A 21,677-nucleotide genomic window follows, 5' to 3' on the forward strand; every position below is an offset into this window, starting at 1 on the left:
TTCACATGACAAAATGGACACTGGGGTACCGCTATCCCATCGCCCTGACTATCAGCCTGGCCCCCGCACTCACCCCTATGATGGTGCAGGCGGCTCCGTTCGAAGCGCAGCCAGCCACCGGCATTCTAGATAGTCTCTGCTATGACTATGTTCCCAAGATAGAGAAGCCTGCATCGGATCAGGATGCCAACGCGCAGCCGGTCGAGGTTGATGCCGACCGTCTCGAAGCCAAACAGGGCGGCACAGCCGTCTATGAAGGTGACGTCAAGGTTCGTCAGGGTGTTCGCAAGTTTGACTCCGACTATGCCCAGCTCGACCAGAAGAGCCGGGATGTCATCGCCATCGGCAACATCTATTACAACGACGGTCAGGTGACCGTCACCAGCGACAAGACCCTCAAATCCAATCTGGATACCAAGAACTCCGAGCTGGAAGAGGGCAAGTATCAGGTGCATGGCTCACCAGTGCGCGGCTTTGCCAAGCGCGTGGTGATGACCAACAACAACCAGAACATCACCATGGAGGGGGCCCAGTACACCACCTGCCCCCCCGGTCAGGAAGTGTGGACCCTCAAGGCGGGCAGTATCGACATCGACCAGAAAGAGGTGTTCGGCGAAGCCTGGAACGCCAGCCTCTGGCTCTATGACTACCCGGTGTTCTACTTCCCCTATATCAACTTCCCCATCAAGGATGAGCGGAAGACCGGTCTGCTCTACCCGGGTTACAAGCAGAGCTCCAGCAACGGCATGGATATCACCCAGCCCTTCTACTGGAACATAGCTCCCAACTACGATGCCACCATCACCTCCCGTTTTATGGATAAACGCGGCCTGATGGAACAGGTGGAGTTCCGCTACATGCCGGACCCCGCCCACACCGGCACCCTCTATTTTGAAAATCTGGCGGATGACAAGCAGTACAGCCCGAGCAATCCGAGTCTGGCTGGCCTGTCCGATGGCCATCGCTACCTGATGAACGTCCGCCACGGTTCCGCCCTGATGGATGGCAGCCTGCGTTTTGGTATCGACTACACCCAGGTGCGCGACAAGGACTACAACTACTTCAACGACTTCAGCCCGCAAGTGGGCACTCAGGTCGACAGTCAGTTGCAGCAATCCTTTACCGCCGGCTACTACCAGCACAACTGGAACCTCACCTCCGAGGTGCGCCGCTACCAGATCCTGAGCCCATATGCGTTGCTGCCCCACGAGATGCTGCCGCGTATCGACTACAACTACTATCAGCAAGGCAAGTGGTTCGATCTGGCCTGGAACAGTGAACTGACCAAGTTTGGCTATGACAGTGGCAGTGCCGCCACTCTGCAAGCAGGTGAGCGCTATACCGCCACCCGCCTGCATCTGGCACCAACCCTGACCGTGCCCCTGGTGGATGCACCGGGTTACTACCTGACCAGTCAGTACAAGCTGATGTTTACCTCCTACAACCAGGAGGTACCCGATAATCTGGTTAGCCAGGACCGCAGCCGCTTCACCGATGCAGACAGCAAACAGCTGACCCTGAAAGAGGGCACTATTACCCGTACTCTGCCCTCCTTCCGCCTCAAGGGGGGCGTCAACTTCGATCGGCCGCTCGACTGGTATGATGGCAAGGGCACCCAGACCCTGGAGCCTGAGTTCCAGTACCTCTATATCCCTTACAAAAATCAGGACGAGATCGGGATCTACGACTCCACCACCACCCGTCAGGACTACTACAGCCTGTTCAGTGACCGCCGCTTTGCCGGTCTCGACCGCATCAGCGACGCCAATCGGGTCACCGTTGGCCTGACCAGCCGGGTCTATGACAATGTGGGTGATGAACGGTTGCGTCTGGCGGTGGCCCAGGCCTTTGAAATGACGCCACCCAAGGTGCGCCTCTACCCTTCAAATCCGGAAAGTACCAACGCCCGCTCTCTGCTCTCGTTCGAGGGGGATGCCCGGATCACCGATGAGTGGTTTGCCCACGCAGGGACCCAGTACGATACCTCCGAGGGTGAATTTACGGCTGGCAACGGTGCAGTCGAGTACCGGACCGGCAAGCTGACCACTCAGGTCAACTACCGCTACATCAAGGATGGCAACCTGGACTATCGCTATCCGACCAACACGGCGCTGGCAGAAGATCTGAGCCAGGCGGGTCTGGTGATGATGGCGCCGATCGCCGATCAGTGGCAGATGTATGGCGGTTACTACCGTGACATCAAGCAGGATGTGAACATTGACCGCAAGATCGGTGTCAAATACGACTCCTGCTGCTGGAGCATCAACATGAGCCTGGAGTGGCACAATCAGCCGGACAACGTCACCCTGAAGCCCACTTCGGAAAAAGTCATTGGTCTGCAGTTTGAAATGAAGGGACTTGGCAGCGTGGGTACCGGTGGCCGCAGCGTCACACTGGATACCGAGCTGTTGCCCTATGTTCGCCCGTTTAATCTGAAAGGCCAGCAATGATGCTGGTCCAGCCTTGAGAGATGGATATGAAAAAGACCCTGATTGCCCTGCTGACCGCGGGAATGTTCGGTGCCATGAGCCAGGCCGCACTGGCTGCGCCCGAGCTGATGGACAAGGTGCTGGCCGTGGTCAACAAGGACGTGGTGCTGTCCAGCCAACAGGACGCACTGGTCAACAAGGTAAAACTCTCCGCTCAGGAGAGCGGCCAGTCCCTGCCTGACGATACCACCCTGCGCAAACAGGCGCTGGATCGCCTGATCCAGGAGAGCCTGCAGTTGCAACTGGCGGAGCGCCAGGGGCTGAAGATCAGCGACACCCAGCTGGAACAGGCTATTCAGGGCATCGCTGCCGACAACAAGATGACCCTGGATCAGCTGCGGGCCCAGCTCGCCCGTGAAGGGATGACCTATGCCCAATATCGGGAAGAGGTTCGCCGCGAGATCCTGATGAACGAGGTGCGCCGCAACCAGGTGCGCCGCCGTATCAACATCTCCGAGCAGGAGGTGAAGCAGGTGGTGGAGATCCTGAAGAAACAGGGTCAACAGCAGAACGAATACCACGTCGGCCATATCCAGATTGCCCTGCCGGACAACCCCACAGCCGCCCAGCTGGATGCCGCCAAGAGCAAGATCGAGCGCATTCTGGCCGCCCTCAAGCAAGGTGCCGACTTCCGCAAACTGGCCATTGCCGAGAGTAACGGTCCCAAGGCGCTGGAAGGGGGCGACTGGGGCTGGATGAGCCCGCAAGAGATGCCGACCCTGATGGCGGAAGCGGTGCAAGGTGCCAAGAAGGGCGATATCGTCGGCCCGCTGCGCTCCGGCGCCGGCCTGCACATCGTCAAGGTGTTCGACACCAAGGGTCAGCAGCAAGTGATGCAGACCGAGGTGAAGGCACGTCATATCCTGATCAAGCCCTCCATCATCCTGAGCGAAGAGAAAGCCAAGGGGATGCTGGATGGCATTCTGCACGACATCAAGAGCGGCAAGGCCAGCTTCGCCAGCATGGCGGAGAAGTACTCCGAAGATCCGGGCTCTGCGGTGCAGGGTGGCGAACTGGGCTGGTCTGATCCCAACGTCTATGTCCCCGAGTTCCGCGACATGGTCAACCGTCTGCAACCGGGCCAGATCAGTGCCCCGTTCCGCACCAGCCACGGCTGGCACATCGTGCAGGTGGAAGATCGCCGCAGCCAGGATGCGACCGACAAGGCTCAGGAGCAGCGCGCCTACCAGCTGATCTACAACCGTCGCTTCGTGGAAGAGTCACAGGCGTGGCTGGATGAGCTGCGTGACGAGGCCTACATCCAGATCGAAGGAGCCGGTAGCTGATGAGCTGCCGTCGCCTTGCCGTTACACCGGGCGAACCGGCCGGGATCGGCCCGGATCTGGTGCTGCAGATTGCCCAGCAGGATTGGCCCCACCAGTTGGTGGTGATCGCCGATCCGGCGCTGCTGCGCGAGCGGGCAACCCTGCTTGGGCTGCCCATCGAGCTTGAGCCCTACGATGCCGCCGCCCCTGCCCGCCCCCAGCGGGCGGGCACCCTGACCGTCTGTCCGGTCTCCCTCGGCGCCCCCGTGGTGCCGGGCGAGCTGAACGAAGGCAATGGCGCCTATGTGCTGGCGACCCTGCAGCGTGCCTGCGATGGCAACATGAGCGGCGAATTTGCCGCCGTGGTGACCGGGCCGGTGCACAAGGGGATCATCAACCAGGCCGGGGTCTCGTTCAGCGGCCACACCGAGTTCTTTGCCCAGCAATCCAACACCGCAGATGTGGTGATGATGCTGGCAACCGAGGGGCTGCGGGTCGCACTGGCGACCACCCATATTCCGCTGGCCTATGTGGCGATGGCCATCACCGAGGATCGCCTCGGCAAGGTGATCCGGATCCTCAACGAGGATCTCGCCACCAAGTTTGGCATCGCCAAACCCCGTATTTACGTCTGCGGCCTCAACCCCCACGCAGGGGAAGGTGGCCATCTCGGACGTGAAGAGATTGACGTGATCGAACCCGCCCTGGCCACCCTGCGCCAGGAAGGGATAGATCTGGTCGGCCCCTTGCCGGCCGACACCTTGTTCCAGGAGAAATACCTCAAGGATGCGGATGCGGTACTCGCCATGTACCACGACCAGGGGCTGCCCGTACTCAAATACAAGGGCTTCGGCAGTTCGGTCAATATCACCCTGGGGCTTCCCTTCATCCGCACTTCGGTGGATCACGGCACCGCGCTGGATCTGGCAGGCAAGGGCCTGGCGGATTCGGGCAGCCTTGTCACCGCGATTAACCACGCCATCAAGATGGTAGAGAAAAAAAGATATGAGCAGTAAGGTGCACATGGGCCACACGGCCCGTAAGCGTTTCGGTCAGAACTTCTTGCACGACCGGTATGTGATCGATCAAATCGTCGCCGCCATCAACCCGCAGCCGGGTCAGAATCTGGTGGAGATCGGCCCGGGTCTGGCCGCGCTGACCGAGCCGGTTGCCGCCCAGATGGACAAGATGACCGTGGTCGAGCTGGACCGGGATCTGGCAGCGCGCCTGCGCGAGCACCCGACCCTGAAGGAGAAGCTCACCGTCATCGAAGCGGACGCCATGCGTTTCGACTTCGGCACCCTGATGGGTGAAGGCAAGAGGCCGCTGCGAATCTTCGGCAACCTGCCCTACAACATCTCCACCCCGCTCATCTTCCACCTGTGCGAGTTTGCCGACCGGGTTGAAGACATGCACTTCATGCTGCAAAAGGAAGTGGTATTGCGTCTGGCCGCCGGCCCCGGCAGCAAGGCTTATGGCCGTCTGAGCGTGATGACCCAGTACTACTGCCAGGTGGTGCCGGTGCTGGAAGTGGGCCCGGGCGCCTTCAAACCGGCGCCGAAAGTGGACTCTGCCGTAGTTCGCCTGATCCCGCACAAGAATCCGACCATAGTCGCAAAAGACATTCGTTGTCTGAATCGCGTCTGTACCGAAGGCTTTGGCCAGCGTCGCAAGACCATCCGCAACAGCTTCTCCAACTTCATCACCGACGCCCAGCTGACCGAGCTTGGTATCGATGGCAACCTGCGCCCGGAGAATCTCTCCCTCGAGCAGTTTGTCATGATCGCCAACTGGCTGGCGGATCAGCAACAGGCCTGATCCTGTGGCACTCCCGCACATCGAGATCCGCCCATACCCCCTGTATGTGGCGGGCTCCAAAGACCCTTACCAGTTTCACTATCTGATCGAGATTGAGAATCTGGGGCCCGGCCCGGTGCAACTGCTTCATCGGCGCTGGCTCATCACCGATGCCAATGGCAAGATGCTGGAAGTGGCAGGCCCAGGCGTGGTCGGGGAACAACCCGTCATTGCCGAAGGTGAGACCTACCGCTACCAGAGCGGCGTGCCGCTGGCGACCCCGCTTGGGGTGATGGAAGGGAGCTATACCCTGCAAGATGGCTCTGGTCAGCAGTTCGAGGCGCACATCGCCCCCTTCACGCTGGCCATCCCCAATATTATCAACTGAGGTTTCATGGCGAACTGTTTTGTCGGTGACATCCAGGGCTGTTACGACGACTTGCGCCGTCTGCTGGATCTTGCCGCGTTCGATCCCGAGAATGACGTGCTCTGGCTCTGCGGCGATCTGGTCGCCCGCGGCCCGGACTCCCTCAATACCCTGCGTTTTGTCAAAGGGCTGGGCAACCGTGCCGTTACCGTGCTCGGCAACCACGACCTGCACCTGCTGGCTGTCGCTGATGGCGTTGCACCGCTCAAGAAGAAAGACAAGCTGCAAAGCCTGATGGATGCCCCTGATCGGGATGAACTGCTGGAGTGGCTGCGCCACCGCCCGCTACTGGCCGAACATCCGGATCTCCCCATCATGATGGTGCATGCCGGTATCTCTCCGGCGTGGGATGTCCGCACCGCGCGCAACTGCGCCCGCGAGGTAGAGAGCCTGCTCCGCGGTGACCAGTACAGCTGGCTGCTGCACAACATGTACGGCGACCAGCCCGATGGCTGGAAAGATGATCTGGTCGGGATCGACCGCTACCGCTACATCATCAACACCTTCACCCGAATGCGCTTCTGCTACTTCGATGGTCGGCTCGACTTCAAATGCAAGAAGGGCCCCAAGGAGTCGACCCCGGGCCTTCGTCCCTGGTTCGAACAGCGCGAGCATCACGTGGATGACCCCATTCTGGTGTTCGGCCACTGGGCGGCCCTGATGGGCAACACCGGCAAGAGCGACATCAAAGCGCTCGATACCGGCTGTGTCTGGGGCAACAGCCTCACTCTGTGGCGCTACGAGGATGATGCCCTGATCGCCACCCCTTGCCCGGTTCACGCCAGCTAGGGGGACGCAGCAATCTGGCGGTCGCTGCCGCACGGATTGCCACAACCAGCTCCAATCACAAAGCCCGGTAATCTGCCGGGCTTGCTGTTTTAGGCTCCCTGTTTTCCGGCGAACGAAGTTACAACTTGCGCCCCAGCCGCTTCTCGATCTGGCGCCGCTCCCACTCGGGGCCAAACAGCTTGAAGGGCTGAAACACCCGAACAGCATGGGAGGCAAGCCCCAATCCCCAGCCCAGGGTTGGCCACCAGGCCCAGATGTACTCCGGATTGCTCAGGTAATTGATGACAAACAGCCCGCAGATCACCACCACGTAGCTAGCGACATGGTGATAGAAGCCCTTGAGCTCCTCCACATAGCGCATTGCCACCCGCTCCTCTGCCGATACCTGCACCGCATCCTGACCCATAGTGTCACTTCCTCTCATCTCGCGCTCCTGTTGCTCTGATCCATCCAGTTGAGCCACATCGAGTTCAAAGACGGCGGCCAGGGCCTTGAGAGATTCCAGTCCGGGTTGCTGCCCCTGCTCGATCCGCTGGATAGTGCGGACACTCAAACCAGTCAACGTTGCCAACTGATCCTGAGACCAACCCCGTTGCAATCTCAACTTCCTGACGATCATCTCGAACTCCTTATGGTAATTGACAGGGCCAGCATAGGGCTTGCGCCGCGAAAGGTGACACGACAGATGGCCGACATCAACCTGACAACGCTTTAAAATCAATAAGTTGAATAAACATAAAGAGATATAAGGTCAAGCTCTGGCACACATGCAGATGTGCCCGGATGTGTAATCACAGGCTCTGCATCAGCTCGGCGGCAATCTCGAAAGAACGCAGTCGGGCCTGATGATCGACGATGGGCCCATTGAACATCAGCTCATCGGCGCGGGTTTCCGCCAGCAGCGCCTTGAGGCCGTGACGAACCTGCTCAGGGTCTCCTACCAGAGAGCGGGCAAGGGTCTGCTCCATCGCCATCAGCTCACGGGGCGCCCACTCGTCGCCAAGCTGGACGACCGGCGCAGGCAGCTTGCCCGCATCACCGCGATGGAGGCGCAAAAACTGCTGCTGCACGGTAGTGAACTGAAAGCGGGCTTCGCGCTCGCTGTCGGCGGCGATCATATTGATACAGACCACAGCATAAGGCTTAGGCCAGCGAGCAGAGGGGCGATACTGGCTACGGTAGATCTCCAGCGCTTGCAGCAACATGGCGGGCGCGAAATGGGAAGCAAAACCGAATGGCAAGCCCATCGCCGCTGCAAGTTGCGCACTGTAGAGGCTGGAGCCAAGCAGCCAGATGGGTAGATACAGCCCCTGGCCGGGTACCGCCTGCACCGCGCCAATCTCGTCGCCAAAGTAGCTCATCAGCTCACGCACATCGGCGGGGAAATCATCCACCTCACCGCTGCGCATACGCCGCAGCGCCCGCATGGTGCGCTGATCGGTCCCGGGGGCGCGACCAAGACCGAGATCGATGCGGTCGGGATAGAGCGAGGCCAAAGTGCCAAATTGCTCGGCAATCACCAGTGGCGAGTGGTTCGGCAGCATGATGCCACCCGCCCCGATCCGCAAAGTGGTGGTGGCCTCGGCCAGATGACCGATCAGCACCGAGGTGGCGGCACTGGCAATGCCCGGCATGTTGTGATGCTCGGCCAGCCAGTAGCGCTGGTAACCCCAGCCTTCGGCATGGCGGGCAAGCTCCCGTGAACAGCGAAACGACTCGGCAGGCACGGAACCTTCGGCAACAGGCACTAGATCGAGCACGGAATAGGGGATGGCAGACATGGTTCACTCCATTGATTTACAGGCCAGTAACAAGTGGGGCAATGTAGCACGGGATACCTGAATGAATCACTATCTCCTGCCACACTCTGCCTGCCAAGCGGCAGCAATCGAACGGAACAAATCTCAGGCAAGTATTGTTTGAACGCTCATCCTGCTGGCTGCACAAGCCCGTGGGTGGATCATATTTTCTTACATTTGCGGGCTGGCCTGAGCGCCCCTGGCTGGTTATAACGGTGCCCCTATAGCGAAGGGGGAGCAATAGACTCCCCCTCACTCTTTGTCACACCACACTGTTCAGGTTATCTATGTCAAAACATCTCGTTCTGCTGGGCACGCTGACGCTCTCCGGCTGCGCCCTGTTGTCTCCCCCCGCCCCCACCGTAACCCCAGTGCACCTTGCCGATCCCAGCCAGCGAGGCTTCTACATCGAGTGCAGCAGCATGAAAGCCTGCTTCCAGCAGGCCAACCAGACCTGCCCGCAAGGTTACAAGGAGACCGACCGCCGCCAGCAGACGCTCTACAGCACCCAGTATCTGGGGGGAAGCTATGACAAGGAGAAGAAAATCTACCAAGCTGCCAAGCCCTATCGCATCGCCAACACGGTCCACTCGTTAACCATCCAGTGTCCGATCTGAGCATAACGTCACGCTCCCCCCCTTTTCTTGTCCCACAGAGCACGCGCCTTTTATGCCACAGAGAATTGTCCTGCTGGGCAGTATATTGCTGTCCGGTTGCGCCCCCGCCACTGTCACTGAGCTCACCTCCGCAGATTCCTCGCTGCAACGATTCCAGATCGAGTGCAGTGCGCCGGATGATTGCCAGCAACAGGCAAGCTTGAGCTGTCCGCAGGGCTATCAGGAAACCGATCGCAGCCAGCACACCTTCACCAAGGTTCAGATGAGCATGGGGGGCACCGACCCGATGAGGGGATTTAGCCCGAGCTTCCCCCAGATCAGCACCTACACCATCCATACCCTGCTGGTGCAGTGTCCCCGCAAGCCGGCACAGCCCCACCCGCAGGGACACTGATGAGCAAGGGCCCGCAGGCCCTTCTCTCTTGTTACCCACACTCAGCCCACGGCGAATGACCCACACCTTGCAAGGCAGGACGTTTTGCGAATAACCCGCGTCATCCATCAAGCCCGGAGAAAAGAGGAAAAGCCATAAAAAAACGGTCAACCCAGGTTGACCGTTTTTTCACTGCGCTGCGCCCTTAGAACAGCAGGTGTGCTACCCCGGCGATAACCGGCAAGGTGACCAGAGTGCGCAGCAGGAAGATAACGAACAGCTCCCACAGCTTGACCGGGATCTTGCTGCCCAGCAGCAGGGCACCCACTTCCGACATATAGATCAGCTGGGTCACCGACATGGCGGCAATCACGAAGCGGGTCATATCACTCTCGATGGTCGAGGCCAACACTGCCGGAATGAACATGTCGGCAAAACCGACCATGATGGTCTTGGACGCCGCTTCCGCCTCCGGCAGTTGCAGCAGCTCCAGCAAGGGGACGAACGGGGCGCCAAGCCAGTTGAAGATAGGGGTATGTTCGGCCAGCATCAGGGCACAGGTACCGATCGCCATCACCACCGGCAGCACGCCAAACACCATATCCAGTGCATTCTTCACCCCTTCCCGCACGACGGCGCCGAGATCAGTCATGCTGTCAGCCTTGGTCAGCGCACGCTCGAAACCATAGCTCATCACGCTGTGCTGGTGTGGCACGGCTTCCTGCTTGCGGCACAGGGGAGTGCCATCGGCATAGATGTCCTTCTTCCAGCAAAGTGGCGGCAGACGCGGCACCACGATGGCCGCGACCACACCCGCCAGACAGACGGTCAGGTAGAAGGGGACAAACATGTGCTCCAGCTTCACCTGGGAGATCACCACCAGACAGAAGGTGATGGAGACCGCAGAGAAGGTGGTACCAATCACCGCGGCTTCACGCTGGGTATAGAACTTACCTTCATACTGCTTGCTGGTCAGCAGGATGCCAACGCTGCCATCGCCAAGCCAGGAGGCAAAGCAGTCCACTGCGGAGCGACCCGGCAACCGGAACACCGGACGCATGATGCGGGTCATCATGGTGCCGACAAATTCCAGCAGCCCGAAATCGAGCAGTAACGGCAGCAGCAGGCCGGCAAAAATGAAGACCGAAAACAGCACCGGCAGCAGATCGTTGAGCACCAGTCCACCGGTTGCGCCGGAGTAAAGCACCTCTGACCCCACCTGGAAGAAGGTCAGCAGCACGAAGATACCGCCCAATACCCGCACGCAGGCCCAGAAAGGGGAGACATTGAACAAGCTGTTGAGGAAAGGACGACGCACCAGAATCGCCGGCTTGAACAGCCAGGCAATCAGCGTCATCAGCATGGTGGTGGTGATCACCGCACTGACCATGGCGACCAGATAATCGGCAAAAACGCGCTGTACCAGCTTGGCCAGCACGGCCACCGGGATGGTGACGTTACCGTCATAGACGACCGGCGTCATGAACAGCAGGATCCCGATAAGTGACGGAACCAGAAACATCAACAAGTTACGGCGAGTATTGACCGCAGGTGCTTCGAGACTCTTTTCCAACATGATATGACTGCCCTAATGTTACTTTTCCCTAGCCCGGCCAACCTGCGTATTCATGCATTAACCGGCAAAACGGGCGCAAGAATACTCTAAAAAAATGCACAAACAAGCCCTTAAGACAGAAATCTGCGCATAAATATTTCCACAGGTAAACCTTCCATTAAAACAATAAGATACAGCGGCGCATATCGATTCAATCGACATCGCCAGATGATTGTTTCGTTATTGTTAATTTTTGTGGGCAGTATAATCGGTTATCAGTGGCAGGCAATAAGTGACATCACAAATATACCTAATGAGTTGCTGCTCGATAGACATAAAAAAACCGGAGCCTGTTCAGGCTCCGGTTTTCAATGAGAGTGACGGGGATCAGTCACGGACGTAGATGACTTCAACGCCATCATCTTCGTCGTCATCCCAATCGTCATCATCAAGCCCTTCATCGAAGGCAAGAGAGGCAGCCAGTGCTTCCGCTTCAGCCTTGGCCAACTGGTTCTTGTGGTAGTCGTCCCACTTGAACTCCGCCTTCTCAATGGCGTCTTTGGCATCTTCCGCCAGCTGACGGGGCATGGTGTCCAGCAGATCCAGAATGTCGTAGCAGACCTTCTTGGTGCCTTCCTTGCTGATGGCAGTGATGGCATAGACCGGACCTTCGTGGTTCAGGGCCGCCTTGACGCGATCCATCACCTCCTGAGCTTCTTCTTCCAGGATCAGGTCCATCTTGTTAAACACCAACCAGCGCGGCTTGCCAGCCAGTTCCGGGCTGTACTTCTCCAGCTCCTTGACGATGGTCACGGCATTTTCAGCAGGATCGGAGCCATCAACCGGGCAGATATCCACCAGGTGGATCAGCACGCGGCAACGCTCGAGGTGTTTCAGGAAGCGGATACCCAGGCCTGCGCCTTCGGCTGCACCTTCGATCAGACCCGGGATATCGGCGATCACGAAGGAGCGGGAGTTTTCACCACGCACCACACCTAGGTTCGGTACCAAGGTAGTGAAGGGGTAATCAGCTACTTTCGGGCGAGCCGCAGAAACGGCGCGAATAAAGGTAGACTTGCCTGCGTTGGGCAGACCCAGCATGCCGACATCGGCCAGCAGCAGCAGCTCCAGCTTCAGGGTACGCACTTCACCCGGAGTACCGTTGCTCTTCTGGCGGGGAGCACGGTTGACGGAGCTCTTGAAGCGGGTGTTGCCCAGACCATGGAAACCACCTTTGGCAACCAGCAGCTTCTGCTCGTGGTGGGTCAGATCCCCCAGCAGTTCACCGGTATCTTCATCGGTCGCTCGGGTACCGACCGGCACGCGCAGGATCTTGTCCTTGCCGCGGCGGCCGGTACAGTTGGCGCTCTGGCCATTCTCACCGCGCTCGGCAGCATGGAAACGCTCGAAACGGTAGTCGATCAGGGTATTGAGGTTCTCGTCGGCGATCAGATATACGTCGCCACCGTCACCGCCGTCACCGCCGTCCGGACCACCGTTGGGAATATATTTTTCACGGCGAAAGCTTACACAACCGTTACCACCGTCACCGGCATCGACTCGAATCTGGACTTCATCAACAAACTTCATAGGTAACCGTCACCTTAATTCGAAAAACCGATACGCAATTATAGTGGTACAGACCCCTGCGGGCGATACGCATCTTGCCAATCATGCCCGTCAGAGCCAAAGTCAGCTGCGTTCCGTTTTTTCGTCAACGACATCAGAAAGACGTCAGAAAAACAAAAGCCCCGCCTGTTGGCGGGGCTTCGGATCCTTGCGGTCCGTAATTACTCAGCAACGATGCTAACGTATTTACGATTCAGCGGACCTTTAACTTCGAACAGGATTTTACCAGTCGCGGTTGCGAACAGGGTGTGATCCTTGCCCAGACCAACGTTGGTGCCAGCGTGGAACTTGGTACCACGTTGACGAACGATGATGCTGCCAGCCAGAACTGTTTCGCCGCCGAAACGCTTCACGCCCAGGCGTTTAGCTTCAGAATCGCGACCGTTGCGGGATGAACCGCCAGCTTTTTTGTGTGCCATTTATCGGACTCCTCTAATTAAGCGCTGATGCCAGTGATTTTGACTTCAGTGAACCACTGACGGTGGCCCGCTTGCTTACGATGGTGCTTACGACGACGGAACTTGACGATAGTCACTTTCTCGCCACGGCCGTGAGCCACAACTTCAGCTACAACCTTGCCACCTTCAACGAAAGGAGCACCTACTTTAAAAGTGTCGCCTGCAGCAACCATCAGAACTTCGTTGAAGTCGATGGTAGCGCCAGTCTCAACGTTCAGCTTTTCCAGACGAACGATTTGACCTTCGGCCACACGGTGTTGTTTTCCGCCGCTTTGGAATACCGCGTACATTTGATTAACTCCGTAAAGGCATGTCTTTTGCTCAAGGCTAGACATGCGCAAAAACCTATAACAATGGGCGGGCATTCTACGCAAATCGATCTGCTCAGGCAAGGCCAATTTAGCTAAAAGTTTATTTTGTGCGCATATCTGCCGCCGTGGATAAACGCCTAACTGTAACCCATTGTGAAATCGTGTAGAATCCCTGCCATTACTAAAATCGCAGTTATTGCTGCTGTCACGTTACGAGACTTATGGACCAACAGACTATCCGTGCGCTCTGTGCCGCCGACATGACGGCGGTCAATGAACTGATCCTGGCCCGACTCCAGTCCGACGTTAGTCTGATTAATCAGCTGGGTTTCTACATTGTCAGCGCCGGCGGGAAACGGATGCGCCCCATGCTGACCGTGATGGCTGCGCGTGCGCTGGGCTATGAGGGTGAGGATCACCTGAAACTGGCCGCCATCATCGAATTCATTCACACCTCTACCCTGCTGCATGACGACGTGGTCGACGAATCCGACCTGCGCCGCGGCCGGGAGACCGCCAACGCCATGTTTGGCAATGCTGCCAGCGTGCTGGTCGGTGACTACCTCTATAGCCGCTCCTTCCAGATGATGGCCGAACTTTCCAACTTGCGGGTGATGGAGATCCTCTCGGATGCCACCAACACCATCGCCGAAGGGGAAGTGTTGCAGCTGATGAACTGCAACGATCCGGACACCACCGAAGAGAGCTACATGACGGTCATCTACTGCAAGACCGCCAAGCTGTTTGAAGCCGCCACCCGACTCGCCGCCGTGCTGACCCATCAGCCCGAGCCCGTCGAGCAGGCCATGACCGATTACGGCAAGTATCTGGGCACCGCGTTCCAGATCATCGATGACGTGATGGACTACTGCTCCCAGAGCGAAGAGATGGGCAAGAACGTCGGCGACGATCTGGCCGAAGGCAAACCGACCCTGCCGCTGCTGCGCGCCATGGAAGCGGGCACGCAGGAAGAGCGCCAGCTGGTGCGCGATGCCATCGAGCACCGCAACGGCATGGAGCATCTTGAGCAGATCCTTGGCATTCTCGACCGCACTGGCGCGCTGGAGTACTCCCGCATGCGTGCCAGGCAAGAGGCCGACAAGGCCATTGCCGCCCTCGCCATCCTGCCGGACTCCCCGCACAAGCACGCGCTGGAAACACTGGCCCACATGGCCGTGCAGCGCAGTGCCTGAGTAAACGACATGGATGAAAAAAGAGGCCGTTGGCCTCTTTTTTATTGTCTTCTATCTGCTGGACAGTGCATTGCGCCAGACTCAGCGACTCAGCATCCAGAGGATCACGCTACCCGCAACCACTAGCGAGCCGCCGATACGGCGCAACTGCTCCGGTGGCTGATCGCTCAGCAGCCGCAACATCTGCTGCCATGCCCTTGGCATCAACAGCGGGCCGAGTCCCTCGAACAACAGCAGCAATCCCAACCCCATCAGCATGGATGTCAGCATCCGACCTCCTTCAATGCAACCAGCCCCCTGGGTCGACGGCTGGAAAAACAAAAGGGTCTGACAATGCAGACCCTTTGAATGTGACCTCGTGGCGATTACTGCTTGGTGCCGTGAGGAGACTTGAGGTAACGGAAGAACTCGCTGTCCGGTTTGAGCACCATCAGGTCGTTGCCACCGGCAAAGCTCTTGCGATAGGCCTCCATGCTACGCACGAAGCTGAAAAACTCGGGGTCTTTCTTGTAGCTGTCGGCATAGATTTTGGCGGCTTCCGCATCCCCTTCACCGCGCAGCTGACGAGCATTACTCTCTGCATCAGCGATCATGACGGTCACCTTGCGGTCGATATCGGCACGCAGGATTTCAGCCTTCTCGCGACCCTGAGAGCGGTGCTCACGGGCAACTGCGGTACGCTCGGCGCGCATCCGCTGGTAGATGGAGTTGGAGACTTCCACCGGCAGGTTGATCTGCTTGATCCGCACATCCACCACCTTGATACCGAGCTCGGAGGAGCGCGCCATCTTCTTCAGGGCATCTTCCATCACGGTACTGCGCTCACCGGAGACGATGTCCTTGATGGTGCGGTTACCGATCTCGGAACGCAGACCATTGTTGATCTTGCGCTTGAGCAGATCTTCAGCCTGCAGCTTGTTGCCACCACCGGTTGCCAGGTAGTACTTGGAGAAGTCCTCGATCTTCCACTTCACGTAGGAGTCGATGATCAGGTCTTTCTTCTCGGAGGTGACAAAACGGTCGGCCTGGCTGTCAATGGTCTGGATGCGGGCATCCATCTTGCGAACCTGGTCGATGAGCGGCACCTTGAAGTGCAGGCCCGGCTCATAGAGGCGGGGTTCACCGGAGTCAACCCGCTTCACCTTGCCAAACTGCACCACAATCCCCTTCTGACCTTCATCAACGATAAAGACAGAGGAGAAGCAGACCATGGCCGCGACAGCGATTGCACCAATAGCTAGCTTTTTCATCTATCAGTTTCTCCCTGAGCTGAAGCGGTCACCGCTACGCAGCGGCATTGTCGGGGTAGAGTTGGCACCCTCGTTGGAAACGGGGACCTGCTCTGTGACCGGGGCGACAGTGGCACGATCAGACTGGGCAGCCTTCGGCTTGCCAGACAGCTTGTCGAGCGGCAGGTAGATCATGCTGTTGTTGCCAGCCGGCATGTCGACCACCACCTTGTTGGCCTGCTGATAGAGCTCTTCCATGGTTTCCAGATAAATACGCTCACGGGTCAGCTCGGGGGCAGCCTGATACTGGGGCAGCAGCTCGTTGAAGCGAGCGACTTCACCCTGGGCTTTCAACACGATCTGGGATTTGTAAGCTTCCGCTTCCTGCTCCAGACGCTTCACCTGACCACGGGCCTTGGGCTCGACTTCACGGGCATAGGCTTCTGCTTCACGAATGAAGCGCTGTTCATCTTCCTGAGCGGAGATGGCGTCATCAAACGCGTCTTTCACCTCTTCCGGCGGACGCGCCGGCAGGAAGTTGACGTCAACGATCTGCAGACCCATCTGGTAAGGCTCGATGATGCCATCGATCACCTGCCAGGTCTCCTGACGCACCTTCTCACGACCGGTAGTCAGGACGTCATCCATCCGGGTATGACCCACTACATAGCGCAGGGCGCTATCGGTGGCCTGACCCAGACTCTCGTCGGCATTGGTCACGCTGAACAGATACTGCTCGGGATTGACCACACGGTACTGCACGTCCATCTCGACCCGTACCACGTTCTCATCCTGAGTCAGCATGAAACCCGAGGCAGGCAGGGAGCGCACGGACTCAACGTCCACCGGGATCACCTGATCGATAAAGGTCGGCTTCCAGCGCAGGCCCGGCTCGACAATATGGGAAAACTTGCCAAACCGCAGCACGGCACCACGCTCCGCTTCGCGAATGGTGTAGAAGCCGCTGACGACCCACACCACCACAGCCACAACCAGCGCGATGGAGATACCAAAGCGACCTACATCGCCGCCAGATTTGCCGCCACCAAACAAGCCACCGAAACGGCGACTCACTTTGCGCAGCATTTCATCCAGATCAGGGGGTCCCTGATTCTTGCCGTTATTCCCCCAAGGGTCACGGTCTTTGCCGTTGTTACCAGGCTCATTCCAAGCCATCAGCGTCTCCATTAATACATGCGGATGGATATCATCTCTATCGGGCCATCATACGTTGAGAAGCCCCTAAGGGTTCATCTTCATCGACGAATCAATGCCTGATAAAGCGTTGTAAACTCTCACCTTCCTGTTTCACGAGGCGGTTCCAGTCGGCCACTTGCAAGCGGACTTCCAGCACGAAATCACCCTCCTCGCTAAAACCTTCCTGCTCAATCCCTTTCAGCTGATAGAGCGCACTGCGCAATCTCGCGGCAGAAGGAGGCAACTGCAGGGTGTGATGCACCATGGAGCCAGCCAGCAATTCGGTCAGCGCCGTAAACAGATGCTCACAACCTTCACCGGTCTGGGCCGATAACCAGACGCGCAACGGGCGCCCCTCGTCATCTCGCTCCAGACCTGCCGGACGATCCGCCAGCTTGTCGATCTTGTTGCAGATCATCAGCTGGGGCCTGTCATCGGCTTCGATCTCGGCCAACACCTGCTGCACGGAGTCGATATTCTCCTGCATCTGCTCATCGGCACAGTCCACCACATGCAGCAGCAGATCCGCTTCACGGGTCTCCTGCAGGGTCGCCTTGAAGGCCGCGACCAGATCATGGGGCAAGTGTCGAATAAATCCAACTGTATCCGCCAAAATCACATCACCCACATCCCGAATCACCAGTTTACGCAGGGTGGGATCCAGAGTTGCGAACAATTGGTCGGCAGCATACACGCTGGCAGCTGTAAGTTGGTTGAACAAAGTGGACTTTCCGGCGTTGGTATAACCAACCAGTGACACCGTCGGCACTTCGTTGCGGTTGCGGGCGCGGCGTCCCTGCTCCCGCTGCTTGGCCACCTTGTCGAGCCGACGCAAAATCGCCTTGATGCGTTCCCGCAGCAGACGTCGGTCAGTTTCAAGCTGGGTTTCACCCGGGCCACGCAGACCGATCCCGCCCTTTTGACGCTCAAGGTGGGTCCAGCCTCGCACCAGACGAGTGGAAAGATGGCGCAACTGGGCCAGTTCGACCTGCAGTTTACCTTCGTGGGTACGGGCGCGCTGGGCAAAGATATCGAGGATCAGGCCGGTTCGGTCCACCACCCGGCACTGGAACAGACGCTCCAGGTTGCGCTCCTGGGCAGGGGTCAGGGCATGGTTGAAGATGACGACGTCGGCATCCAGCATCTGGACTTGGGACGCGATCTCTTCAGCCTTGCCACTGCCGACAAAAAATTTGGCACTGGGCGCACTGCGACTGGTGGTAATTACCCCCAGCGCATTGACTCCGGCCGAGCTCACCAACATCTTGAGCTCTTCCAGATCCTCCCGCTCACCCTCATCACTGAAGTTGACATGCACCAGAACGGCCTGTTCGCCAGCTTCATAACGGTCAAACAAGCGCTTGCTCCTTAACAGGAATCATGATGAATCTGAGTTGGCGAGTCGACTCGCCCAGGGATATCACGCCTCGGCATCACCCTGTTCATCAGCAGCGCCACCCGGAGTGGGCTGGTGATGATTGACGGCACGGGCCGGTACGACAGTCGAGATGGCGTGCTTGTAAACCATCTGGCTCACGGTGTTTTTCAGCAGGATAACAAACTGGTCAAAAGACTCGATCTGACCTTGCAGTTTGATGCCGTTCACCAAATAGATAGAAACAGGAATCCGCTCACGGCGCAGCGCATTCAAAAACGGGTCTTGGAGAGATTGCCCCTTAGCCATTTTTCTTTTCCTTATAGTTTGTTGTTTTTAAACACCGAATATCAATATAACAACCTGATTATACAGGGAGTGTCAAGCCGCACCAGCGCGAGCAAGCACGCGGTCGAGATTGCCAGACTCACCAGATTCCAACCAGGTCACATCGGGCCAGCCGCGCAACCAAGTCATCTGTCGTTTTGCCAATTGGCGTGTGGCAACAATGCCACGATAACGCATCTCATCATACCCCACTTCACCGCACAGGTAGTCCCACATTTGGCGATAACCCACACAGCGAATGGAGGGGAGATCCGGGTGCAGATCGCCGCGCGCCATCAGCGCACGAACTTCCTGTTCAAAGCCGCCTTGCAGCATCTTGTCAAAGCGCTGTTCGATACGCTGATGCAGCACGGCACGATCGCTCGGGGCGATGGCAAACTGCAGCACCCGATAGGGCAAACCCTCCCCCTGCACCTGCGTCAACTCGGTAAGGGTCTTGCCGCTGATACGGTAGACCTCCAGCGCCCGAGAGAGTCGCTGCGGGTCATTGGGGTGGATCCGCGCCCCGGCCACAGGGTCGATGCGCACCAGCTCGTCGTGCAGCGCTTGCCAACCGAGGCGGGCAGCCTCTTCCTCAATCCCGGCACGAATGGCGGGATCGGCAGAGGGCAGCGGGGACAATCCCTCCAGCAGCGCCTTGAAATAAAGCATGGTGCCGCCCACCAGCAGCGGAATGCGGCCGCGATCGGCGATCTCTTTCATCTCTCGCAGGGCATCCTTGCAAAAATCGGCTGCCGAATAGCTCATGGCAGGGTCAAGAATGTCGATCAGCCGGTGCGGGGCACGTACCAGTTCATCGGCGGTCGGCTTGGCTGTGCCTACATCCATGCCGCGATAGATCAGCGCTGAATCGACGCTGATGATGTCGCAAGGCAATGCCTGGCACAGTTCAATGGCGAGATCCGTCTTGCCGGAGGCCGTCGGCCCCATCAGAAAAATTGCGGTCGGCAAGTCACTCGCCATGTTCAAACTCCTCCAGGACGGTCGCCAGCGAAAGCGGGCGTACCATGCGAATATCTGCCAGTTGGTCACTGAAATCAGTCACAAGTTCCGTCAGCAGACGACTGGCAGTTGAAAAATCGTATATCTTCTCGCGGCTTATCCCCTGCTCCACCAGCCATTGGCATAATACTTCAGCCTGCTGACCAGCATCACTGTCAGATCCGCCCTCGATAATTTGCAGCAATTCGGGTAACAGACGCACCAGATCGGTCTGGCGCAGCAGAGCCGGCACCCGAGTCAGGATCATGGTGTCGCGCCCCCCGCTTTTCAACTCCAGCCCCATCCGTTTCAGCAAACGTTCCTGCTCGGTCACCAGCGCGATCAAATTCTTCGGCAATTTGAAGGAGACCGGCAGCAACAGTGGCTGGGCCGCCAGTCCCTGGCCCCAGGTCTCCAGCAGCCAGTGGCGCAGCAGCACCCGCTCGGCGCGCACCAGCGAGAGCAGCGCCAGCTGATTATCCCGCTCGATCAACAGGTAGGCCTGATCCACCAGTGTCAGGGCACGACATCCCCCCTGTTTGGGTGACGGCACTGTGTCGGTGGACTGTACGGGAGCAGCCTCAGCCGCAGTTGCGATAGGCAGCGTAGTGAGCAGAGCGCCCATGCCGCGCATCGCCTCACGGCTTGGGGGCTCGGGCGGTTGATAATTGCTGGCTCGGCCAGCCCCACCGCCCCCCTCCCGCACCTGTGCAGGTGCCCGGTAGCTGTGCTCGGCACCGTACCATTCGGGACGTGGCGCCTGACCGGGATATTCAATCTGCGGACTGACCGGCAACTCGACCAGAGTTTCGGCCAGCGGCGCATCCTGATGAGCGGCACTGACCCCTTCGCGGCGCAGCGCAGTAAACAGCGCCTGAAAGATAAAGTCGTGGATCAGTCGCGCCTGATGGAAGCGCACCTCATGCTTGGCCGGGTGGACGTTGACATCCACCTGACGGGGATCCAGCTCGATATAGAGCACATAGGCGGCGAAGCGATCGGGAGGCAGCAGCTCGTCATAGGCCTGACGAATGGCGTGGTTGATGAGCTTGTCGCGCATCATCCGACCGTTTACATAGGTGTATTGCAGGTCGTTTTGCGGTCTTGCCCCCTCCGGAGTCGCCAACCAGCCCCACAGCCGCACATCGCTGTGCTCGCTCTCCACCGCCAGCGCATGGTGCATGAAGGGGGTGCCGCAAACGGCGGCGAGGCGACGCTCCTGCTCCGGCACGGTATTGGCGGCCTTGTACTGGCGCACCACCTTGCCATTGTGGCGCAGGATCAGGGTGGCATCGAAGCGGGAGAGCGCGATGCGGCGCACCAGCTCGTCGATATGGGCAAACTCGGTCTTTTCGCTGCGCATGAATTTGCGCCGCGCGGGGGTATTGAAGAAGAGATCCACCACCTCCACCGTGGTGCCCACCGGATGGGCCGCCGGCTTGATGGTGACGCTCATATCCCGCCCTTCCGCCTGGGCTTGCCAGGCTTCGGACTGATCTGCAGTACGGGAGGTGAAGGTGAGACGGGAGACCGAGCTGATGGAGGCGAGCGCCTCGCCACGAAAACCGAGGCTGTTGATCCCTTCCAGATCGTCCAGCGTGGCCACCTTGGAGGTGGCATGACGCGACAACGCCAGTACCAGCTCGTCTTTGGCGACGCCACAGCCGTTGTCACGGATACGGATCAGCTTGGCGCCCCCCTTGTCGATGTCGATCTCGACCCGGTCGGCACCCGCATCCAGGCTGTTCTCCACCAGCTCTTTCACCACAGAAGAGGGCCGCTCCACCACCTCTCCGGCTGCAATCTGGTTGGCCAGAATGGGTGGCAAAATACGGATCGGCATCA

At 58.5% G+C, this 21,677-nt stretch carries 22 protein-coding genes; 9 read left to right on the forward strand and 13 right to left on the reverse strand.

The window, feature by feature from the left end; genetic code table 11:
• The first annotated feature begins 5 nt into the window (after nt 1-5).
• The 6 genes from lptD to OKC31_RS17680 are packed head-to-tail and all read left to right on the forward strand — an operon-like array spanning nt 6 to nt 6,767.
• Entirely contained in the window at nt 6-2,450 is a 2,445-nt protein-coding gene (gene lptD, locus OKC31_RS17655; RefSeq protein ID WP_270657349.1) for an LPS assembly protein LptD, read from the forward strand.
• 26 nt (nt 2,451-2,476) lie between these two features.
• Nucleotides 2,477-3,775 (forward strand): peptidylprolyl isomerase SurA, encoded by a 1,299-nt coding sequence (gene surA, locus OKC31_RS17660; RefSeq protein ID WP_247823964.1) that lies wholly within the window; start codon nt 2,477-2,479, stop codon nt 3,773-3,775.
• Complete coding sequence (gene pdxA, locus OKC31_RS17665; RefSeq protein WP_201942731.1) at nt 3,775-4,770, forward strand: 4-hydroxythreonine-4-phosphate dehydrogenase PdxA; 996 nt, start codon at nt 3,775-3,777, stop codon at nt 4,768-4,770. The genes surA and pdxA overlap by 1 nt, the downstream gene beginning before the upstream one ends.
• Complete coding sequence (gene rsmA, locus OKC31_RS17670; protein ID WP_247823963.1) at nt 4,760-5,572, forward strand: 16S rRNA (adenine(1518)-N(6)/adenine(1519)-N(6))-dimethyltransferase RsmA; 813 nt, start codon at nt 4,760-4,762, stop codon at nt 5,570-5,572. The genes pdxA and rsmA overlap by 11 nt, the downstream gene beginning before the upstream one ends.
• Before the next feature lie 4 nt (nt 5,573-5,576).
• On the forward strand, nt 5,577-5,939 hold the full coding sequence (gene apaG, locus OKC31_RS17675) for a Co2+/Mg2+ efflux protein ApaG (protein WP_216952934.1): 363 nt from the start codon (nt 5,577-5,579) through the stop codon (nt 5,937-5,939).
• Nucleotides 5,940-5,945: 6 nt separating this feature from the next.
• Nucleotides 5,946-6,767, forward strand: coding sequence for a symmetrical bis(5'-nucleosyl)-tetraphosphatase (locus OKC31_RS17680; RefSeq protein ID WP_005358331.1), 822 nt, complete (start codon nt 5,946-5,948; stop codon nt 6,765-6,767).
• Nucleotides 6,768-6,885: 118 nt separating this feature from the next.
• On the opposite strand, the gene OKC31_RS17685 is transcribed toward OKC31_RS17680, so the two are convergent.
• Together OKC31_RS17685 and OKC31_RS17690 are read right to left on the reverse strand one after the other, a co-directional pair.
• On the reverse strand, nt 6,886-7,386 hold the full coding sequence (locus OKC31_RS17685) for a 2TM domain-containing protein (RefSeq protein WP_247823962.1): 501 nt from the start codon (nt 7,384-7,386) through the stop codon (nt 6,886-6,888).
• 172 nt (nt 7,387-7,558) lie between these two features.
• Complete coding sequence (locus OKC31_RS17690; RefSeq protein ID WP_247823961.1) at nt 7,559-8,548, reverse strand: luciferase-like monooxygenase; 990 nt, start codon at nt 8,546-8,548, stop codon at nt 7,559-7,561.
• Nucleotides 8,549-8,853: 305 nt separating this feature from the next.
• Here OKC31_RS17690 and OKC31_RS17695 point away from each other — a divergent pair, with 305 nt between their 5' ends.
• Nucleotides 8,854-9,183, forward strand: a complete 330-nt coding sequence (locus OKC31_RS17695) for a hypothetical protein (protein ID WP_139405625.1) — start codon at nt 8,854-8,856, stop codon at nt 9,181-9,183.
• Between the two features lie 52 nt (nt 9,184-9,235).
• A complete protein-coding gene (locus OKC31_RS17700; RefSeq protein ID WP_139405623.1) occupies nt 9,236-9,577 on the forward strand; it encodes a hypothetical protein in 342 nt (113 codons plus the stop codon).
• Nucleotides 9,578-9,761: 184 nt separating this feature from the next.
• On the opposite strand, the gene OKC31_RS17705 is transcribed toward OKC31_RS17700, so the two are convergent.
• From OKC31_RS17705 to rplU, 4 genes are all read right to left on the reverse strand, one after another.
• On the reverse strand, nt 9,762-11,132 hold the full coding sequence (locus OKC31_RS17705) for a YjiH family protein (RefSeq protein WP_247823960.1): 1,371 nt from the start codon (nt 11,130-11,132) through the stop codon (nt 9,762-9,764).
• Nucleotides 11,133-11,498: 366 nt separating this feature from the next.
• Nucleotides 11,499-12,701: an Obg family GTPase CgtA gene (gene cgtA / locus OKC31_RS17710; RefSeq protein WP_247823959.1), complete on the reverse strand. Its 1,203-nt coding sequence runs from the start codon at nt 12,699-12,701 to the stop codon at nt 11,499-11,501.
• 200 nt (nt 12,702-12,901) lie between these two features.
• The gene (rpmA, locus tag OKC31_RS17715; RefSeq protein WP_005339028.1) at nt 12,902-13,159 is read right to left on the reverse strand and encodes a 50S ribosomal protein L27; all 258 of its coding nucleotides are present in this window, start codon (nt 13,157-13,159) and stop codon (nt 12,902-12,904) included.
• Nucleotides 13,160-13,176: 17 nt separating this feature from the next.
• On the reverse strand, nt 13,177-13,488 hold the full coding sequence (rplU, locus tag OKC31_RS17720) for a 50S ribosomal protein L21 (protein WP_005304210.1): 312 nt from the start codon (nt 13,486-13,488) through the stop codon (nt 13,177-13,179).
• Nucleotides 13,489-13,730: 242 nt separating this feature from the next.
• On the opposite strand from rplU, the gene ispB reads away from it, so the two are divergent.
• Nucleotides 13,731-14,702 (forward strand): octaprenyl diphosphate synthase, encoded by a 972-nt coding sequence (gene ispB / locus OKC31_RS17725; protein WP_247823958.1) that lies wholly within the window; start codon nt 13,731-13,733, stop codon nt 14,700-14,702.
• Between the two features lie 81 nt (nt 14,703-14,783).
• On the opposite strand, the gene OKC31_RS17730 is transcribed toward ispB, so the two are convergent.
• The 7 genes from OKC31_RS17730 to mutL all read right to left on the reverse strand — a co-directional run bounded on the left by OKC31_RS17730 (nt 14,784) and on the right by mutL (nt 21,675).
• A complete protein-coding gene (locus OKC31_RS17730) occupies nt 14,784-14,972 on the reverse strand; it encodes a DUF2065 domain-containing protein (RefSeq protein WP_005339036.1) in 189 nt (62 codons plus the stop codon).
• Nucleotides 14,973-15,067: 95 nt separating this feature from the next.
• On the reverse strand, nt 15,068-15,952 hold the full coding sequence (gene hflC / locus OKC31_RS17735; protein ID WP_005339038.1) for a protease modulator HflC: 885 nt from the start codon (nt 15,950-15,952) through the stop codon (nt 15,068-15,070).
• Between the two features lie 3 nt (nt 15,953-15,955).
• Nucleotides 15,956-17,107 (reverse strand): FtsH protease activity modulator HflK, encoded by a 1,152-nt coding sequence (gene hflK / locus OKC31_RS17740; protein WP_107682589.1) that lies wholly within the window; start codon nt 17,105-17,107, stop codon nt 15,956-15,958.
• A gap of 91 nt (nt 17,108-17,198) precedes the next feature.
• Nucleotides 17,199-18,485, reverse strand: coding sequence for a ribosome rescue GTPase HflX (gene hflX, locus OKC31_RS17745; protein WP_005339043.1), 1,287 nt, complete (start codon nt 18,483-18,485; stop codon nt 17,199-17,201).
• Between the two features lie 63 nt (nt 18,486-18,548).
• A complete protein-coding gene (hfq, locus tag OKC31_RS17750) occupies nt 18,549-18,812 on the reverse strand; it encodes an RNA chaperone Hfq (RefSeq protein WP_005339045.1) in 264 nt (87 codons plus the stop codon).
• A gap of 72 nt (nt 18,813-18,884) precedes the next feature.
• On the reverse strand, nt 18,885-19,814 hold the full coding sequence (gene miaA, locus OKC31_RS17755; RefSeq protein WP_247823957.1) for a tRNA (adenosine(37)-N6)-dimethylallyltransferase MiaA: 930 nt from the start codon (nt 19,812-19,814) through the stop codon (nt 18,885-18,887).
• On the reverse strand, nt 19,804-21,675 hold the full coding sequence (gene mutL / locus OKC31_RS17760; RefSeq protein WP_247824171.1) for a DNA mismatch repair endonuclease MutL: 1,872 nt from the start codon (nt 21,673-21,675) through the stop codon (nt 19,804-19,806). Before mutL ends, miaA begins: the two co-directional genes overlap by 11 nt.
• Between the last annotated feature and the right edge of the window lie 2 nt (nt 21,676-21,677).

Origin of the sequence: Aeromonas sp. Y293-4 (genome assembly GCF_027705905.1) — a bacterium.
Classification (GTDB): Bacteria; Pseudomonadota; Gammaproteobacteria; order Enterobacterales; family Aeromonadaceae; genus Aeromonas; species Aeromonas veronii.

Excerpts from the sequence above, each read along its gene's own strand:
- lptD (WP_270657349.1), top strand. The coding sequence starts at position 6 with ATGACAAAATGGACACTGGGGTACCGCTATCCCATCGCCCTGACTATC.
- surA (WP_247823964.1), top strand. The coding sequence starts at position 2,477 with ATGAAAAAGACCCTGATTGCCCTGCTGACCGCGGGAATGTTCGGTGCC.
- pdxA (WP_201942731.1), top strand. The coding sequence starts at position 3,775 with ATGAGCTGCCGTCGCCTTGCCGTTACACCGGGCGAACCGGCCGGGATC.
- rsmA (WP_247823963.1), top strand. The coding sequence starts at position 4,760 with ATGAGCAGTAAGGTGCACATGGGCCACACGGCCCGTAAGCGTTTCGGT.
- OKC31_RS17680 (WP_005358331.1), top strand. The coding sequence starts at position 5,946 with ATGGCGAACTGTTTTGTCGGTGACATCCAGGGCTGTTACGACGACTTG.
- OKC31_RS17685 (WP_247823962.1), bottom strand. The coding sequence starts at position 7,386 with ATGATCGTCAGGAAGTTGAGATTGCAACGGGGTTGGTCTCAGGATCAG.
- OKC31_RS17690 (WP_247823961.1), bottom strand. The coding sequence starts at position 8,548 with ATGTCTGCCATCCCCTATTCCGTGCTCGATCTAGTGCCTGTTGCCGAA.
- OKC31_RS17695 (WP_139405625.1), top strand. The coding sequence starts at position 8,854 with ATGTCAAAACATCTCGTTCTGCTGGGCACGCTGACGCTCTCCGGCTGC.
- OKC31_RS17700 (WP_139405623.1), top strand. The coding sequence starts at position 9,236 with ATGCCACAGAGAATTGTCCTGCTGGGCAGTATATTGCTGTCCGGTTGC.
- OKC31_RS17705 (WP_247823960.1), bottom strand. The coding sequence starts at position 11,132 with ATGTTGGAAAAGAGTCTCGAAGCACCTGCGGTCAATACTCGCCGTAAC.
- cgtA (WP_247823959.1), bottom strand. The coding sequence starts at position 12,701 with ATGAAGTTTGTTGATGAAGTCCAGATTCGAGTCGATGCCGGTGACGGT.
- rpmA (WP_005339028.1), bottom strand. The coding sequence starts at position 13,159 with ATGGCACACAAAAAAGCTGGCGGTTCATCCCGCAACGGTCGCGATTCT.
- rplU (WP_005304210.1), bottom strand. The coding sequence starts at position 13,488 with ATGTACGCGGTATTCCAAAGCGGCGGAAAACAACACCGTGTGGCCGAA.
- ispB (WP_247823958.1), top strand. The coding sequence starts at position 13,731 with ATGGACCAACAGACTATCCGTGCGCTCTGTGCCGCCGACATGACGGCG.
- OKC31_RS17730 (WP_005339036.1), bottom strand. The coding sequence starts at position 14,972 with ATGCTGACATCCATGCTGATGGGGTTGGGATTGCTGCTGTTGTTCGAG.
- hflC (WP_005339038.1), bottom strand. The coding sequence starts at position 15,952 with ATGAAAAAGCTAGCTATTGGTGCAATCGCTGTCGCGGCCATGGTCTGC.
- hflK (WP_107682589.1), bottom strand. The coding sequence starts at position 17,107 with ATGGCTTGGAATGAGCCTGGTAACAACGGCAAAGACCGTGACCCTTGG.
- hfq (WP_005339045.1), bottom strand. The coding sequence starts at position 18,812 with ATGGCTAAGGGGCAATCTCTCCAAGACCCGTTTTTGAATGCGCTGCGC.
- miaA (WP_247823957.1), bottom strand. The coding sequence starts at position 19,814 with ATGGCGAGTGACTTGCCGACCGCAATTTTTCTGATGGGGCCGACGGCC.
- mutL (WP_247824171.1), bottom strand. The coding sequence starts at position 21,675 with ATGCCGATCCGTATTTTGCCACCCATTCTGGCCAACCAGATTGCAGCC.